The following is a 15,513-nucleotide window of genomic DNA, read 5'->3' on the forward strand; positions in this document are numbered from 1 at the left end:
CATGAAAGGAATCATATTAGCTGGTGGATCAGGCACACGATTGTACCCAATTACAAAAGGAATCAGTAAACAACTGATGCCTATTTATGATAAACCAATGATCTATTATCCCTTATCAATCCTGATGTTGGCAGGTATCCGGGAAATATTGATTATTACTACACCCGAAGACAATGCTCAGTTTAAAAGATTATTAGGAGACGGATCGGTAGTGGGCTGCAGGTTTGAATATGCGGTACAGGAAGTACCCAACGGACTTGCACAGGCTTTTGTTATCGGTGAATCTTTTATTGGAAATGATAAAGTAGCCCTGATTCTGGGAGATAATATCTTTTATGGTTCCGGGTTTAGTCAGCTTGTTCAGTCTTTTAATAATATTGATGGAGCGGCTGTTTTTGCTTATGAAGTCAACGATCCTGAGCGGTACGGTGTGGTTGAGTTCGATACAAATAAGCAGGCAATATCTATCGAAGAAAAACCCAGCACACCTAAATCTAATTATGCAGTGCCGGGTCTGTATTTCTATGATAATAGTGTTGTAGAAATCGCTAAATCTATTAAACCTTCTGCGCGTGGGGAGTATGAAATTACTACAGTCAATAATGAATACCTGCAACAGGGTAAACTGAAAGTAGGTATCATGAACCGGGGAACAGCCTGGTTAGATACGGGTACTTTTGATTCTCTGAGCGATGCCAGTGAGTTTGTACGGGTAATTGAGAAAAGGCAAAGCCAGAAAATTGGTTGTATTGAAGAAGTGGCCTGGCGTATGGGTTATATAAGTCACCAGCAACTGCTTGATTTAGCCAAACTATATGCCAAAAGTGGTTATGGCGAGTACCTGGCAAGGTTAAAATAAGCTGGTAAACCTTATCGGTAAAGCTGCTGTATCTCCTCGCATCACCCATATTTCAACGAATTTTGAGCCCGGGCATTGAACAAAAGCGTAAAATACTTGTTATACCTGCATGGACGCTTTTACCATTAAAGATCTGGAGAACCTGACCGGTATTAAAGCCCACACGATCAGGATATGGGAGCAACGTTATGGATTTCTGAATCCGCAGCGTACGGAAACAAATATCCGCTACTATAGTAATGCGGAAGTAAAAATGGCACTTAACGTTGCACTACTGAATAAATATGGGTATAAAATTTCTCATATCGACCGTATGTCACCGGTTGATATCAATGAAAAAATACTCTCTCTTACACACCCCGAAGCACTCCAGGAAAGAACAGTGAATAACCTCATCCAGTGTATGATTGACATGGATATTGAGGAATTTGAACATGTGTTGAATCGCTGTATTTTTTCAAACGGAGTCGAAAAAACCATCCTTCAGATTGTATTCCCCTTTCTGGAAAGAGTAGGTATGTTATGGCTCACCAATCATATTAACCCGGCCCAGGAACACCTGGTAACAAATATTATCCGGCAAAAATTAATCATAGGAATAGAAACAATAAAGAGCCGCATTACATCCGGTAAAACAAGTATTTTGTTTTTGCCGGAAGGTGAACACCATGAACTGGGATTATTGTTTATGTACTTTCTCATGAAAAGCCGGGGTATAAAAGTACTTTACCTTGGAGCAGATGTGCCTGTTAAGGATATGGTATATGTAGTAGATCGAAAAAAACCAGATTTTGTATATACCCACCTTACTGCTGTAGCGGGTAATTTTTCTTTGGAAAAATTACTGTTGAATCTATATAACAGAATGCCCGATATACCCGTTGTAGTATCTGGCCAAATTACACAGGACTATAAAAAGACCATTCCAGCGAACATAAATCTTCGGCAATCACTTTCAGCCGTCATGGAATATATCAACAGCATTTCTTACGCGGAACAGTCCAGTTCAACGAATTAAACCCAGAAAAATCGACTTTAGCCCCTTTTTTGGGGATTTATACATGTATAACACACTGAATCAGTTTGTTTTATCTTTTATGTAAAAAAATTAAACAAAATCATTTTGCGGGCTCATCATTTTGTTTAACTTTACATCATAAACAATTAAACAAACAAATTATGTCAGTGCTTGAGTTTAACCAGATGTTGCTAAACAACACAGAGTTTTTAAAACCTTTTGCTGTTACCCTGACACGTGATACAGAAGCTGCAAAAGACCTGGTACAGGAAACGATGTACAGGGCATTGGCCAATAAAGACAAATACAATGTAGGTACCAATATAAAAGCATGGTTATATACTATCATGCGTAATATTTTTATCAATAACTACCGCAGGAAAAGCAAACAGTCAACCATTTTCGACAGTACACCCAATGAATTCTTACTCAACATTAACCAGGGGGCTGTTGCCAATGACGCGATAGCCAATATCAATTTAAAAGAGGTAAAAGAAGCGATACACAACCTACCAGACATTTTCAGGAATCCATTCTTATTATACTTCGACGGGTTCAAATACCATGAAATTGCCGAAATGCTTGGTGAGCCGCTGGGTACCATAAAGAGTCGCATACATTTCGCACGGAAACTGCTCAAAAACCAGTTGCAACGGTATTAAGTTTTTTATCTAATTTTCTGACGAGTGAGCAAATCTGTTATCATAATAGGAAGCGGTTTCGCCGGTCTTTCTGCTGCCTCTTTTATGGCTAGAGCAGGGTGGAAAGTAACGGTTGTGGAAAAGCATGCCACACCCGGTGGCAGAGCACGCCAGTTTGTTGAAGCAGGTTTTACTTTCGATATGGGTCCTAGTTGGTACTGGATGCCTGATGTGTTTGAAAGGTATTTTAAACAGTTTGGAAAATCTGTTGCTGATTATTACCAGTTAAAAAGACTTGACCCTTCTTATCGTGTGTACTGGCCAGATGGTCCGGTAGATATTCCGGCTTCTTATGAAGCAATACAATCATTGTTTAATAGCATCGAAGCGGGCAGTGGTGAGAAACTGGATAAGTTCTTAAAAGAGGCGGCGTATAAATATGATGTAGGTATTCATAAACTGGTGCATAAACCAGGACAATCTTTCACTGAGTTTCTGGATTGGGAACTGATCACAGGTGTATTCAAACTTGATGTTTTTAACTCTATCAAATCGCATGTAGCCAGGTATTTTTCACACCCCAAGCTCCGTGAACTCATGGAGTTCCCTGTGTTGTTCTTAGGGGCATTGCCTGAAAATACGCCCGCATTGTACAGCCTGATGAACTATGCCGATATTAAGGGTGGTACATGGTATCCGGAAGGAGGCATGTACCAGGTTGTTCAGGCCATGTATGATCTGGCTATTGAGTTAGGCGTTACATTTGAATTCAACCAGAATGTTCAGGAAATTCGTATCCAGCAAAATGCTGCCAAACAGGTCATCACGCAGGATCGTGTATTTGAAGCAGCAGTCATTATTGGTGGCGCTGATTATCATCATATTGAAATGAACCTGCTGCCTGAAGCATTCCGTACCTATACACCGGCGTATTGGAATAAACGCGTTATGGCCCCCAGTTGTTTATTGTATTATGTTGGACTGAACAAGCGACTCAATAATATACAGCACCATAGTTTATTTTTTGATACCTCTTTTGAAGTACATGGGAAAGAAATTTATACAACAAAAGAGTGGCCATCAGATCCGCTGTTTTATATGTGTGCCACATCGGTAACAGATAATTCAGTAGCCCCCGAAGGATGTGAAAACCTGTTTCTACTTATACCGGTTGCAACAGGATTAAGTGATGACTCCCCCGAAAGAAGGCAGTTTTATTTTGATAAGGTGATCAAAAGACTGGAACAACATACAGGTCAGACGGTTAAAGATGCCATTGTATACCAGAAATCCTTCGCCCATAGCGATTTCGTATCTGAATACAATGCTTTTCGTGGAAATGCGTATGGTTTAGCGAACACTTTGAGGCAAACTGCTGTTTTAAAACCAGGATGCAGGAGTAAAAAAGTAAATAATCTTTTTTATACCGGTCAGCTAACAGTTCCCGGACCGGGCGTGCCACCCAGTCTGATAAGTGGAGAAGTGGTTGCCGGAGAAGTTTTAAAAATATTTGGATAAATTAATTACCTATAACACAGACCAAATCTGTGAACAAACCAACAACACATGATCACACTGTTTCATGAAGTAAGTCAGGACTGCAGCAGGATCACAACGGAGAAATACAGTACGAGTTTTTCGTCTGCCATCCGGTTGTTGCATAAAGACTTGCGTACACCCATATTCAATATTTATGGGTTTGTCCGTTTTGCGGATGAAATTGTAGACAGTTTTCATGATTATGATAAAGCATCATTATTAAATGAATTTAAAAATGCCACCTATGATGCTATAGGAAAAGGGATCAGCATGAACCCCATTCTTCATAGTTTTCAACTAACAGTTAACCAGTTTCAGATAGACAAAGAGCTGATAGACGCTTTTTTGTACAGCATGGAGCTTGATTTAAACCAGCGTAAATACGATCGTGCAGGATACGAACAATATATATATGGAAGCGCAGAAGTGGTAGGATTGATGTGTCTTTTTGTTTTTTGTGACGGTAACCGGCAGATGTATGAGCAGTTGAAACCGTATGCCAGAAGCCTGGGTGCCGCTTTTCAGAAAGTAAATTTCCTGCGCGATTTGAAGGCAGATTATGAAGGCCTTGAAAGGGTATATTTTCCGGGGTGTGATTTCAGGAATTTTACTTTAGCAGATAAACAGGCAATTGAGGAAGATATCCAGCGCGATTTTAATCATGCATATGAAGGTATTCTCCTTTTGCCCATGAAATCTCGTTTCGGTGTGTATGTAGCGTATAAATATTACCTCTCTCTTTTTAAGAAGATAAAAAAAGTAAGACCACAGAAAATAATGGAAGAAAGGATAAGGATACCCGACTATGGGAAAATATTTATCCTGGCTAAAGCAGGTATTCGCAGTCATTTTAATTTACTCTAAGCTCAGTAAGAGAAAACTTATTTTTATGGTATGGAACAAGTGATATTGGTGAACGAACAGGATGAAGTACTGGGCGTAATGGAAAAAATGGAAGCACACGAAAAAGCGATCTTACATCGTGCCTTCAGTGTGTTTGTTTTTAATGATAGAGATGAGCTTTTACTACAGAAAAGAGCCATCACCAAATATCATAGCGGAGGCCTATGGACCAATACATGCTGTAGTCATCCACGTCCGGGTGAGCCAATCGAAAAAGCAGCCATACGAAGGCTTAATGAAGAAATGGGATTTGTGACAGATTTGTCAAAGGCCTTTTCTTTTATTTACAATGCCTCATTTTCCAATGGATTAACTGAGCATGAGTTTGATCATGTATTTACAGGTGTTTACAACGGAGCCATCCATATCAACCGGGAAGAAGTAGAAACTTATGCTTTCCGGTCATTACAGGAAATTGCATCTTTGCTTGAACAGGAGCCTGAATCATTTACTGCCTGGTTTCGTATAGCTTTTCCAAAGGTTCGGGACTGGTACATCGCGAATCATAAATCATAACTGATGCATGCAAAACCTTCGGCCATAATCATAGGTGCTGGTGTAGCTGGTCTTGCTGCGGCTATCAGGCTTGCTGTACAGGGTTTTGAAGTAAAAGTATTTGAGCAGGCCGATGGCCCAGGCGGTAAACTGGGTTATTTCGAAACCCAAGGTTATCATTTCGATACTGGTCCCAGCCTGTTTACGCAACCAACTAATATTGAAGAATTATTTGCACTGGCCGGAGAACCGGTTGAAGATTATTTCCACTACAGGAAAATGTCAGACTCCTGTTTTTATTTCTATGAAGACGGAACGGTCATCCATGCTTCAGCCGAACCTGAAAGATTTGCTGATGAATTGTATCGAAAAACGGGCGAGCTGCCTGAACAGGTAAAGAAGTACCTGCTAACATCTGAAAAACTGTATGAAAATGTAGCCAATATTTTTCTTAACCATTCACTGCACAAAAAATCTACTCTATGGAAAGCTCCTATCGGTAAGGCCTTAAGAACGGTTAAGCCTTCACATATGTTTAGTAGCCTGCACCGGATAAATACCAGTCATTTTAAACAGCAGAAAGTAGTGCAGTTATTCAATCGCTATGCAACTTATAACGGCAGTAATCCGTATAAGGCACCGGGTATGTTGAGCCTTATTCCTCACCTCGAACATAATGAAGGAACTTATTATCCGGAAGGTGGAATGATCAGTATTATTAAAGCCCTTTATAAACTGGCAGAAAAAAAAGGAGTACAATTTTATTTCAATCAGCCCGTAGAAAGAATCATCCGGTATAGTCAACAGATTGGTGGAGTGGTAGTGAATGGTAAAAATGTACCGGCTTCTCTTGTAATAAGCAATGTAGATGTTTATTTTACCTATCTGCGTTTACTAAATGATCAGGTAACGGCTAAAAAAATAATTAAACAGGAACGCAGCAGTAGTGCATTAATTTTTTACTGGGGAATAAAAAAAGAATTTCCTCAATTAGGATTGCACAATATTTTTTTCAGTGAACAGTATGAAAAAGAATTTGATCATATTTTCCGGTTGAAGAAGGTTTTTTCAGATCCAACAGTCTACATCAACATTACTTCTAAGTGTGAGCCAGGTAAACATGCACCGGTTGGAAAAGAAAACTGGTTTGTGATGATCAATGTTCCGGCAAATGTTGGGCAGGACTGGGAAAAAATGAAAGAGACCTGTCGATCACTTGTTATCGACAAACTCAGCCGTATGCTGAAAACAGATATTGCTTCACTGATTGAAACAGAAAACATACTGGATCCGGTTTTAATTGAATCAAAAACCGGATCTTACCAGGGCTCCCTGTATGGAACCAGTTCTAATTCAAGAATGGCAGCTTTTATGAGACATCCCAATTTTTCCCGTCAGATCAGCGGATTATATTTTGTTGGAGGGAGTGTGCATCCCGGAGGCGGGATACCTTTGTGTTTGAAAAGTGCCGCTATTATGGCCAGACTGGTACAAGATGAACAGCAGAAAAAGCCTCAGCATTGAACCGTTATAAATTACATATATCAGTATTCATCGCCATCCTCTTTCATGTAAGTGGACTGATAGGTATGCTTTTTACGACACATAAAGAATGGTTTGTCGCCAACACAGCACTTAACTTACTGCTGATGTTTCTGCTTTTGCTATGGAACCAGCCTAAGCCCAATCGATTTTTCTTACTTTTTGTACTGGCTGCATTTTTAACCGGCATGGGTGCAGAAATGATTGGTGTAAATACGGGTAAACTTTTTGGTTGTTATAGTTATGGGGCTGTATTAGGTCCGCACCTAAACGGCGTTCCCTGGCTCATTGGAGTTAACTGGTTTGTGGTGGTGTATTCGTCTGGTGTCATCATGCACTTAGTGCATGAATGGATCAGGAACAAATATGAGGTATCGGGCACACATCTTTCCAAAAAACTGATTACATGCTCAATGGTGCTGGATGGGGCTTTACTCACTGTTTTTTTTGATTGGATCATGGAGCCGGTGGCTGTTCAATTGGGTTTTTGGCAATGGGAGGGGGGAGAAATACCTTTCTATAATTATCTCTGCTGGTTTCTGATCAGCGCAGCATTATTATGCTTGTTCAGGTATTTGCGGTTTGAAAAGGCCAACCATTTTGCGGTACATTTGTTTATCATTCAACTATTATTTTTTTTAATCTTAAGATTGTATTCATAATATGTTGACTTATATCCTCATAACACTCGCCACTTTTTGTATCATGGAAGGTATAACCTGGCTTACACACAGATTTGTGATGCATGGCTTTTTATGGTATCTGCATGAGGATCACCACCAGAAGGGGCCAGGTTTTTTCGAAAAGAACGATGCTTTTTTTATCATTTTCGCCATTCCCAGTTGGTTATGTATTATGTTGGGTAGCATGAACCAGGTATATTGGGTAGTAAGTATTGGAGCAGGTATTGCATTGTATGGGTTTGCTTATTTCCTGGTACATGAAATTATTATTCATCAAAGAGTAAAACTGTTTACAAGAAGTAATAACCGTTATATCAAAGCTATCAGATGGGCGCATAAAATGCACCATAAGCACCTGGATAAAAACGAAGGAGAAAGTTTTGGGATGCTGATCGTCGCCAAAAAATATTGGGATAAAGTGCGGAAAGATGAACTAGTTCAAAAAAAATATTGATCATACTCATTGCTGACTATTCAACACTCACCATTCACCATTGACCATACAAGCCCACTACGACTATATCATCTCCGGCTCAGGTTGCGCAGGTTTAAGTTTATTGATGCGCATGATGAAGGATCCTTTTTTTGATGACAAGAAAATACTGGTGGTAGACAAAGCGCCTAAAACAGCCAACGACAGAACCTGGTGTTTTTGGGAGCAGGGAGAAGGGTTATTCGAATCATTGGTTCATCGTCAATGGAAGGAGATTGATTTCTACTCAAAATATTTTTCTGCCAGCTTGCGTTTATCTCCTTATAAGTATAAGATGATTAGGGGGATAGATTTTTATCAGCATGTGCAGGAGCTCGCAAACCAAAGAACCAATATCCGTTTTTTATATGAGCCAGTTTTAGCAACAGGTACTTCAGGTGATACCGCGTTTGTGAAGGTTCAATCGGATACTTATTCGGCATCGTATGTATTCAATAGTATTTTATTTGAGCAACCTGTTATCAGGAAAGGGGAATATATGTTGTTGCAACATTTTAAAGGATGGGTAATTGAAACCGAAGCACCTGTTTTTGATCCTGCCAGAGCCAGCTTTATGGATTTCAGGGTATCACAGCAACATGGCACTACGTTTATGTATGTATTACCCATATCTGAAACGGCAGCTTTGGTAGAATATACTTTGTTTACAGAACAATTATTGTTGAAAGAAGAATATACAGAAGCATTAGAAGCTTATCTGGAGCAATACCTCGGTATCAAGGAATATAAAATAGAACATGAGGAGTTTGGTATTATTCCTATGACAAATCATGTGTTTCCTTCATCAAAAGGCAGGGTCATTTACATGGGTATTGCGGGTGGACAGGCAAAAGGCAGTAGTGGTTATGCTTTTCAGTTTATCCAGAAGAGAACAGCGGCTATTGTAGAAAGGTTGGTTCAGCATCGTTTTCCAGCACAACGAATGAGTTTTACGGAAAAGAAATTCAGGTTCTATGATTCAGTGCTGCTGAATGTACTGCATCACAGAAAATTAAATGGCGATGAGGTATTTGCCTCCATTTTTCAAAAAAACCCGCCCGCAAGGGTATTCCGGTTCCTCGACAATGAAAGTAGTATATGGGACGATCTGCAGATCATGAATAGTGTACCTACGGGTGTTTTTATTAAAGCAGCGATGCAAGAGTTATTCTGCTAGTTTAATTCCTTTCTATTATTTTTGCTGCGTTTTATTGAATAGTCTTGTTGTATCCGCCTGAGGCGGAGAAAGTATAAGAGTAACCTTTTATATTAAAAAGGGTAGTTTGTTGAAATATTGGCCTCGTAGTACAATGGATAGTATAAGAGTTTCCGAAGCTCCAGATTCAGGTTCGATTCCTGACGAGGCCACAAAGAATAAGAAATAAGAAATAAGGAATAAGAAACAGTAAGCAGGCGTTTGTTCTGCTTTTTTTGTGCAATGGATAGTATAATTCCCACAATACTGTGGGGACGAAGCTCCAGATTCAGGTTCTCCGCCGCGGCGGATGACGAGGCCACAAGCAACAAGGATCAAGTTAAAAGGAAGCAGGACTCAGGGTCCTGTTTTTTATTTTATAGAAATTTCCAAGGCAGGCTGTATGATGCTTACATAAACCTGAACTTCTCTTCTTCAATATCAAGCTGGTGTAAATACTTGCGGATAATATCTTCATCAAAATGAGGGTCGGATTGATTCTTTTGTAACAACCAGCGTCTTTGCTCTTCCAGCAGATCAAGGTAAATGGTTTTCACTTCTGCAGACATGACAGGGCTGAGGTTGTAAAGGTTTTTTAGTCTACATTTCTCTGCAATCTGCTGTACGGCTTCATTTGTACTTAATTGATCTTCATATTTACGCAACAGATGTGCTAATGAATGTTGTGCCAATGCTGTTTTGATGAAATCATTTGCTTCATGCTCAGGCATATGATCGTTGTAGCCTGCTATCTGTAATTTTTTGATGAGGAAAGGCAAAGTGAGACCCTGTAACAATAAAGTAGTTAGTATAACAATGAAAGTAATAAAGAGAATCAGGTTACGTTGCGGAAATGCAACGCCGTCTGATAATTGAACCGGTATTGATAAAGCTGCAGCAAGCGATACCACTCCGCGCATACCCGTCCACCCTAATAAAAGAGGTCCCTTGAAACCAGGGTTTCTTTCTGCTACATTAATAAAATTTCGCATCACCAATGTGGTAAGTACAGCACCGAATGCAGCTAAGATCCGTACAATAATCAAAATAGCAGTCACCAATAATCCATACCAGATAGCGTCGCTAAAACTTATTCCATCTTGTTTTAGTCCTGCAGTAATTTCCGGAAGGTCTAGTCCGATTAACATAAAAACAAGACCATTTAGTACAAAAACAAAACTCTCCCATACATTCACTCCTTTTACACGGGAAGAACTGTTTAAAAAATGATGTCTCCTGTTCGAGAGTAATAAACCTGCACTTACTACTGCGAGGATACCGGAGCTGTGTATTTCTTCCGCAAAGATGTAAATGGTATACGGAGTGATGATGGTAAGTATGATATCCATACTGGCATCAGTAGGCAGGTATTTGTGAATAAGCATGAATAACCAGCCGATCAGCAGACCAATACCTATTCCGCCCACCAGCATCCATGTAAAACTCAAAGATGCATCCAGCCAGATAAACTGACCCGTAGCAACCGCAATCATCGCAAAACGAAATATGATGAGAGAGGAAGCATCATTCAACAAACTTTCTCCTTCAAGAATAGATGACATTCTTTTAGGGACACGAACAAATTTTAAAATGGCGTTGGCACTTACTGCATCAGGGGGTGATACAATACCGCCAAGTAAAAAACCAAGTGCCAAGGAGAACCCCGGGATAAAATAATTGGCTACAAAAGCCACAGACATGGCAGTTAAAAAAACAACTATGAATGCAAAGCTGGTAATGATACGCCGCCACCGCCACAATTCTTTCCATGATATGGTCCATGCTGCTTCATATAAAAGTGGTGGCAGGAAAATGATAAAAATAAGTTCAGGGTCAATTTTAGTCACCGGAACACCCGGTATAATACTAATCAGCAGTCCGGCAATAACGAGCAATATCGGATAGGCCACTTTTATTTTATTGGCCAGCATAATCAATAAAACAATCGATAAAATAAGCAAGAGGTAAAATGGGAAATGCTCCAGCATGTACATCACATTTATAGTGAACGCAAAACATAAGTATGAGAGACAGTATTCATTGGTAAACTAGTAGCTAGCAGCTAATAGCTCTCTCTTTACCCCATCGAATGTACCATCGCTAAACTTTCTCTTGCCATCTGGCTATTGTATTCAAAACAGAGTTGTTTGTGGTTAATGGTATCTACAATGGTTCCAATAAAACAAAGTCCGGCAGTTAAAAGATAAAGTAAGCCCATTCCGTTTTGCCTTACCATAAAACGCTGAACGCCGGCTACAAGCACAAATCCGAGGATACAGCCAAGTAGTATCTGGTCGGTCTTTCTTCTTTTACCGTTGTAAACGGCAATAAAATTATACAGACGCTCGTCTGATAAACCTGCCGTAAGGTTTTGAATGAATACAAGTTCTTCGCCTTCAAGCGCGGGAATGAGGTTGTACAGATTGGGTCTCATGTGGTGTAAGGGTATTGGTGATGAGTTGCTTTATCCGTATAAATATAATGATAACTGCAAAGATTCCCATCGGATGATGACGAAAAGAAGCAGTTAATCGTAAGTGAAGTGCGTCGTGAATGGCATGACCGATGCCGCAGCCGGGACATTTACCTAATCCGAGTAGGGTAGACACACATAATGACTGTCCTTCTGTATAACCGGGCAAAAAGAACAGCAAGATCAAAGCAGTGATCCAGAAAACCGGTTCGCTATGTTTAAATAGTTTTTTGATGGGTATTTATTTTCCAAATGCAGCAATATTACTGCTGAAAATTTTAACGGCGATGGCCAGCAGTATCACACCAAAGAATTTACGTACCGCCAGTAAGCCAGCGGGTCCAAGTGCTTTCTCTACTACCCGAAGTGATTTCAACACTATATATACTACAATCAGGTTAATGAGAATCCCACTCAGGATATATACTTCTTCGAAATTGGCTTTTAAAGACATAACGGTAGTAAGTGTACCGCTACCAGCGATAATGGGGAAGGCGATGGGAACTACAGAACCTGATTTGGCATCTTTATCTCCCTTGAAAATTTCATGACCCAGCACCATTTCCAGACCCAGTAAAAAGATGACTACTGAGCCGCCTACTGCAAAAGAGCGAATATCGAGACCCAGTATTTTGAGGAAAGCTTCACCGGCAAACAGGAAAAGAATCATCAGTAAACCGGAAATAAGTGTGGCCTGTGTAGACCTGATGCCACCCATTTTATCCTTTAGTGAAATGAGCAGGGGAATAGAGCCAACAATATCAATCACCGCAAACAGTGTAAACGTAGTAGTAAGCAGATGATCCAATTGGAAGGTCATGGTGAGCGGTTTGAATGGTAAGATAAGAAAAAGTGAATGGTGAATCGTCAATCGTGAATGAATTTTTATTATTCACGATTGACGATTCACCATTCACAAAAGAACAAAGTACTTGTTCTTCAAAACCTGAATACATGGTTCCTCACCAGCTTGTATTCAAACTGCAGGGCCTCCAGACAGTTTCTGCAAAGGCAGTCGGTGTACTTACTTTCTATATACACGCGCTCTTCATGACTCAGTTTGGGACCGCTGCACTGGCAGGCGGCGATATTACCCACTTTACACTCAAATGGTTTGCTGCATCGCGGGCAATGTTTTATTTCATGTTTGTGTGTCATGATAAATTGTCAAATGTGAAATAGTGAGTAGTGATTAGTCAGTAGTGAGTAATCTATAGTCGATAATTTTCACTGACTACTCACTACTGACTAATCACCATTTACTCTTCTCACCAGTTAAAAGTAACGCCTGCATTAAAGAGGAATGGAATAGCATTAAATCCCCTGGCATCAAAGAATTTTTTGCCGGTGATATTCTGTGCGTCTGCAAAAAAACGTACCTGGGTATTCAATACATAATCAGCGGAAGCGCCTACAATAAAATAAGAGGGCAATGAAATATCTGCGCGACGATATCCGCCGATATCAAAACGACTACTTACATATTTTCCGGTAAGGGCTACATTCAATCCTTTACACAGATCAAGATTAGCCGCCAGGTTGATATGGTGTTTGGGGCGACGTAAAAGATATTCATACGTAACGGTATCCTTTGTGGTGAGACGGTTCTGAGTTATTTCTTCACTCATCAGCAAAGTATAGTTCGCGCTGAAACCTGCTTTACCAACTTTTGCAGCCAGCTCCCATTCGAGACCATTCACTACCTGTTTTACATAGTTGAAATAGTTGAAAGTAATATAGTTGTAATCGATACCATTACTGATCTTCCTGTTAAAATAGACCAGTCTTGTGCTGAACTGTTTTTGCTGGAAGCTAAGACCCGCTTCATAGTTCACCGATTTTTCAGCATCAAGTTTACTGTTCAGGCTTAACTGGTATAACGACGGTGCTTTAAAACCGCTTGAAATACTACCAAACACACGGAACTGATCATTGAAACTATAAGACGGGTTGAAGGTATAAGTACTGTTAGTACCATAACGTGAATGATCATTGTATCGGCCTCCTAATTCAACATTGAATTTTTTATTGGGACTATTGAAGATGACAGATGCATATAAAGCTGTCTGAGACAGTGAAGTGTCTCTGAACTGGCTCCTGAAAGGTCCGAATGAACTAATGGAGAGATAATTTTGGTTATAAGAATTGTAGCGATAGTCGGCACCTGCCAATAAAGTGAATCCTTTGCCCAGTTTGGTGCTCGCATACAATTCCACAAACTGCGATTTGCCGAAATAGGTATTGTCTTCAAACCAGGTACTGGTTTTATGCAAACTATCATTTCTGTAATTACGGGTGAGTTCACTGTACTGATAATTACCGGTGAGAGCCAGCTTGCCTTTTCTGAACTGGAAGCCGGTACCTGTTATCAATGATTTGTTGTTGATATTGTAATCGCGGTCATCATTGAATACACCTGCATCAATTCCTGCCTTATACTGGCTGTACATCAGGAAGGCCTTGAAAGCAAGATGATTGGTAGCCTGGTAAAATAACTGACCACTGGTTACCGAACCATCGTATCTGTCTTTATCATAATTTTTGGTGCCTGTACTATCATAAGCCGAAGAAAAACCATTGGTAAACAAACGTGCATAACGGGCAGTATAAGTGAGTTTATTTAGTTTTCCGTATACCTGTACATTGTTTCTTGAAGTACCAAGATTACCCTGACTCAGTGTGGCTTTGATATTGAATGGTTTGTTGCTGTCTTTTTTTACGGTAATGATATTAATCACCCCTGCAATCGCATCGCTGCCGTACAGCGTAGATTGAGGGCCTTTACATACTTCAATTCTTTCCACATCATTGACAGAAAAAAAGTTGAGATCAAAATCGGTGGTGATCGTAGAAGGGTCGTTCAATGGAATGCCGTCCATTAGTATGAGGGTGCGCCCGGGAGAAGCACCGCGGGTATACACTGTTTGAACGCTGCCGGCATTGTTGAAAGCGCCATTGATGGTGATGCCTGCCTGTTCATTTAATAATTGTGCAACAGTTTTACCGCCACTTTTTTCAATTTGCTGTTTAGTGATAACGGTGATCACTTTACCTGTTGTACTTTGTTTTTGTTCGAGTTTGTTGGCCGTTACCACTACTTCATCGAGTGTAACGGTGTCTTTTTGTGCCAGCAGGGAAGTACCTGTAAGCATGCATGCGAGGAGCGTAATTGTTTTGCTCATTGTTATTGGTTAAATAGTTGAACAATGAGCTTTCAGGAAACATAAAAAACGGAGAAACATAAATTGCCGCTGCAGACAGCATTTACATTCCATGCTTTTCACCCGAAAGCCGTGAATGGATCGTCTGTAAGTGGCAGGTCTTCTGGCTTGCTCTCTGATGTTGAACCTTCCCATCCCAATTGTATCGGGACAGTGGTTAGTAGAAACATCAGTGATTTCAGTGAATGGGGAATCGGGAATGATGAATTAAGCATTTGCTGCTTATAATTCACCATTGACCTTTGACCATTCACCATCAGAGCTTACAGCTACGGGGATAGCGCCGGATTTACACCGGACTTCCCTTTTAATTCCGCTAGGCGGAAACCAAATACAGCGCAAATGTAACCAGCAGCAGGTTATCCTGAAATTAAGTTTTACACGTATATGGGGAAAAGATGTCGGATGTCGGATGTCGGATGTCGGATGTCGGATGTCGGATGTCGGATGTCGGATGTCGGATGTCGGATGT

At 40.3% G+C, this 15,513-nt stretch carries 16 protein-coding genes, 1 tRNA gene and 1 riboswitch; of the genes, 11 read left to right on the forward strand and 6 right to left on the reverse strand.

Annotated elements, in window-relative coordinates:
* The first annotated feature begins 1 nt into the window (after nt 1).
* The 11 genes from rfbA to ACH3Z1_RS07325 all read left to right on the forward strand — a co-directional run bounded on the left by rfbA (nt 2) and on the right by ACH3Z1_RS07325 (nt 9,520).
* Nucleotides 2-859, forward strand: coding sequence for a glucose-1-phosphate thymidylyltransferase RfbA (gene rfbA, locus ACH3Z1_RS07275; RefSeq protein WP_490821215.1), 858 nt, complete (start codon nt 2-4; stop codon nt 857-859).
* A gap of 109 nt (nt 860-968) precedes the next feature.
* Complete coding sequence (locus tag ACH3Z1_RS07280) at nt 969-1,877, forward strand: MerR family transcriptional regulator (protein WP_490821216.1); 909 nt, start codon at nt 969-971, stop codon at nt 1,875-1,877.
* A gap of 161 nt (nt 1,878-2,038) precedes the next feature.
* Entirely contained in the window at nt 2,039-2,539 is a 501-nt protein-coding gene (locus ACH3Z1_RS07285) for an RNA polymerase sigma factor (RefSeq protein ID WP_490821217.1), read from the forward strand.
* Between the two features lie 24 nt (nt 2,540-2,563).
* Nucleotides 2,564-4,036, forward strand: coding sequence for a phytoene desaturase family protein (locus tag ACH3Z1_RS07290; RefSeq protein ID WP_490821218.1), 1,473 nt, complete (start codon nt 2,564-2,566; stop codon nt 4,034-4,036).
* A gap of 48 nt (nt 4,037-4,084) precedes the next feature.
* Nucleotides 4,085-4,921: a phytoene/squalene synthase family protein gene (locus ACH3Z1_RS07295; RefSeq protein WP_490821219.1), complete on the forward strand. Its 837-nt coding sequence runs from the start codon at nt 4,085-4,087 to the stop codon at nt 4,919-4,921.
* Nucleotides 4,922-4,951: 30 nt separating this feature from the next.
* Nucleotides 4,952-5,476, forward strand: a complete 525-nt coding sequence (gene idi / locus ACH3Z1_RS07300; RefSeq protein ID WP_490821220.1) for an isopentenyl-diphosphate Delta-isomerase — start codon at nt 4,952-4,954, stop codon at nt 5,474-5,476.
* Nucleotides 5,477-5,479: 3 nt separating this feature from the next.
* On the forward strand, nt 5,480-6,979 hold the full coding sequence (gene crtD, locus ACH3Z1_RS07305) for a 1-hydroxycarotenoid 3,4-desaturase CrtD (protein WP_490821221.1): 1,500 nt from the start codon (nt 5,480-5,482) through the stop codon (nt 6,977-6,979).
* The gene (locus ACH3Z1_RS07310) at nt 6,976-7,659 is read left to right on the forward strand and encodes a carotenoid biosynthesis protein (protein ID WP_490821222.1); all 684 of its coding nucleotides are present in this window, start codon (nt 6,976-6,978) and stop codon (nt 7,657-7,659) included. The genes crtD and ACH3Z1_RS07310 overlap by 4 nt, the downstream gene beginning before the upstream one ends.
* A 1-nt stretch (nt 7,660) precedes the next feature.
* A complete protein-coding gene (locus tag ACH3Z1_RS07315; RefSeq protein WP_490821223.1) occupies nt 7,661-8,134 on the forward strand; it encodes a sterol desaturase family protein in 474 nt (157 codons plus the stop codon).
* Between the two features lie 40 nt (nt 8,135-8,174).
* Entirely contained in the window at nt 8,175-9,329 is a 1,155-nt protein-coding gene (locus ACH3Z1_RS07320; RefSeq protein ID WP_490821224.1) for a lycopene cyclase family protein, read from the forward strand.
* Nucleotides 9,330-9,448: 119 nt separating this feature from the next.
* Nucleotides 9,449-9,520 (forward strand) — tRNA-Arg (locus tag ACH3Z1_RS07325).
* 237 nt (nt 9,521-9,757) lie between these two features.
* Here ACH3Z1_RS07325 and ACH3Z1_RS07330 read toward each other — a convergent pair.
* The 6 genes from ACH3Z1_RS07330 to ACH3Z1_RS07355 all read right to left on the reverse strand — a co-directional run bounded on the left by ACH3Z1_RS07330 (nt 9,758) and on the right by ACH3Z1_RS07355 (nt 15,002).
* Nucleotides 9,758-11,335, reverse strand: coding sequence for a Na+/H+ antiporter (locus ACH3Z1_RS07330; protein ID WP_490821225.1), 1,578 nt, complete (start codon nt 11,333-11,335; stop codon nt 9,758-9,760).
* Nucleotides 11,336-11,424: 89 nt separating this feature from the next.
* Nucleotides 11,425-11,781: a TM2 domain-containing protein gene (locus ACH3Z1_RS07335; RefSeq protein ID WP_490821226.1), complete on the reverse strand. Its 357-nt coding sequence runs from the start codon at nt 11,779-11,781 to the stop codon at nt 11,425-11,427.
* Nucleotides 11,744-11,956, reverse strand: a complete 213-nt coding sequence (locus tag ACH3Z1_RS07340) for a DUF2752 domain-containing protein (protein WP_490821227.1) — start codon at nt 11,954-11,956, stop codon at nt 11,744-11,746. Before ACH3Z1_RS07340 ends, ACH3Z1_RS07335 begins: the two co-directional genes overlap by 38 nt.
* A gap of 105 nt (nt 11,957-12,061) precedes the next feature.
* Entirely contained in the window at nt 12,062-12,640 is a 579-nt protein-coding gene (locus tag ACH3Z1_RS07345) for a MarC family protein (protein WP_490821228.1), read from the reverse strand.
* A 119-nt stretch (nt 12,641-12,759) separates the two neighbouring features.
* Nucleotides 12,760-12,978: a cysteine-rich CWC family protein gene (locus ACH3Z1_RS07350; protein WP_490821229.1), complete on the reverse strand. Its 219-nt coding sequence runs from the start codon at nt 12,976-12,978 to the stop codon at nt 12,760-12,762.
* Nucleotides 12,979-13,088: 110 nt separating this feature from the next.
* Nucleotides 13,089-15,002 carry a TonB-dependent receptor plug domain-containing protein gene (locus ACH3Z1_RS07355; RefSeq protein ID WP_490821230.1) on the reverse strand — a complete coding sequence of 638 codons (1,914 nt, stop codon included), beginning with the start codon at nt 15,000-15,002 and terminating at the stop codon, nt 13,089-13,091.
* A 115-nt stretch (nt 15,003-15,117) separates the two neighbouring features.
* Nucleotides 15,118-15,388: riboswitch (cobalamin riboswitch) on the reverse strand.
* Nucleotides 15,389-15,513: the final 125 nt, after the last annotated feature.

Source organism: Sediminibacterium sp. FW305-C-49 (genome assembly GCF_058231085.1).

Coding starts and splice junctions, on each gene's coding strand:
- ACH3Z1_RS07350 (WP_490821229.1), bottom strand. CDS start 12,978: ATGACACACAAACATGAAATAAAACATTGCCCGCGATGCAGCAAACCA.
- idi (WP_490821220.1), top strand. CDS start 4,952: ATGGAACAAGTGATATTGGTGAACGAACAGGATGAAGTACTGGGCGTA.
- ACH3Z1_RS07295 (WP_490821219.1), top strand. CDS start 4,085: ATGATCACACTGTTTCATGAAGTAAGTCAGGACTGCAGCAGGATCACA.
- ACH3Z1_RS07345 (WP_490821228.1), bottom strand. CDS start 12,640: ATGACCTTCCAATTGGATCATCTGCTTACTACTACGTTTACACTGTTT.
- ACH3Z1_RS07330 (WP_490821225.1), bottom strand. CDS start 11,335: ATGCTGGAGCATTTCCCATTTTACCTCTTGCTTATTTTATCGATTGTT.
- ACH3Z1_RS07335 (WP_490821226.1), bottom strand. CDS start 11,781: ATGAGACCCAATCTGTACAACCTCATTCCCGCGCTTGAAGGCGAAGAA.
- rfbA (WP_490821215.1), top strand. CDS start 2: ATGAAAGGAATCATATTAGCTGGTGGATCAGGCACACGATTGTACCCA.
- ACH3Z1_RS07315 (WP_490821223.1), top strand. CDS start 7,661: ATGTTGACTTATATCCTCATAACACTCGCCACTTTTTGTATCATGGAA.
- crtD (WP_490821221.1), top strand. CDS start 5,480: ATGCATGCAAAACCTTCGGCCATAATCATAGGTGCTGGTGTAGCTGGT.
- ACH3Z1_RS07285 (WP_490821217.1), top strand. CDS start 2,039: ATGTCAGTGCTTGAGTTTAACCAGATGTTGCTAAACAACACAGAGTTT.
- ACH3Z1_RS07280 (WP_490821216.1), top strand. CDS start 969: ATGGACGCTTTTACCATTAAAGATCTGGAGAACCTGACCGGTATTAAA.
- ACH3Z1_RS07355 (WP_490821230.1), bottom strand. CDS start 15,002: ATGAGCAAAACAATTACGCTCCTCGCATGCATGCTTACAGGTACTTCC.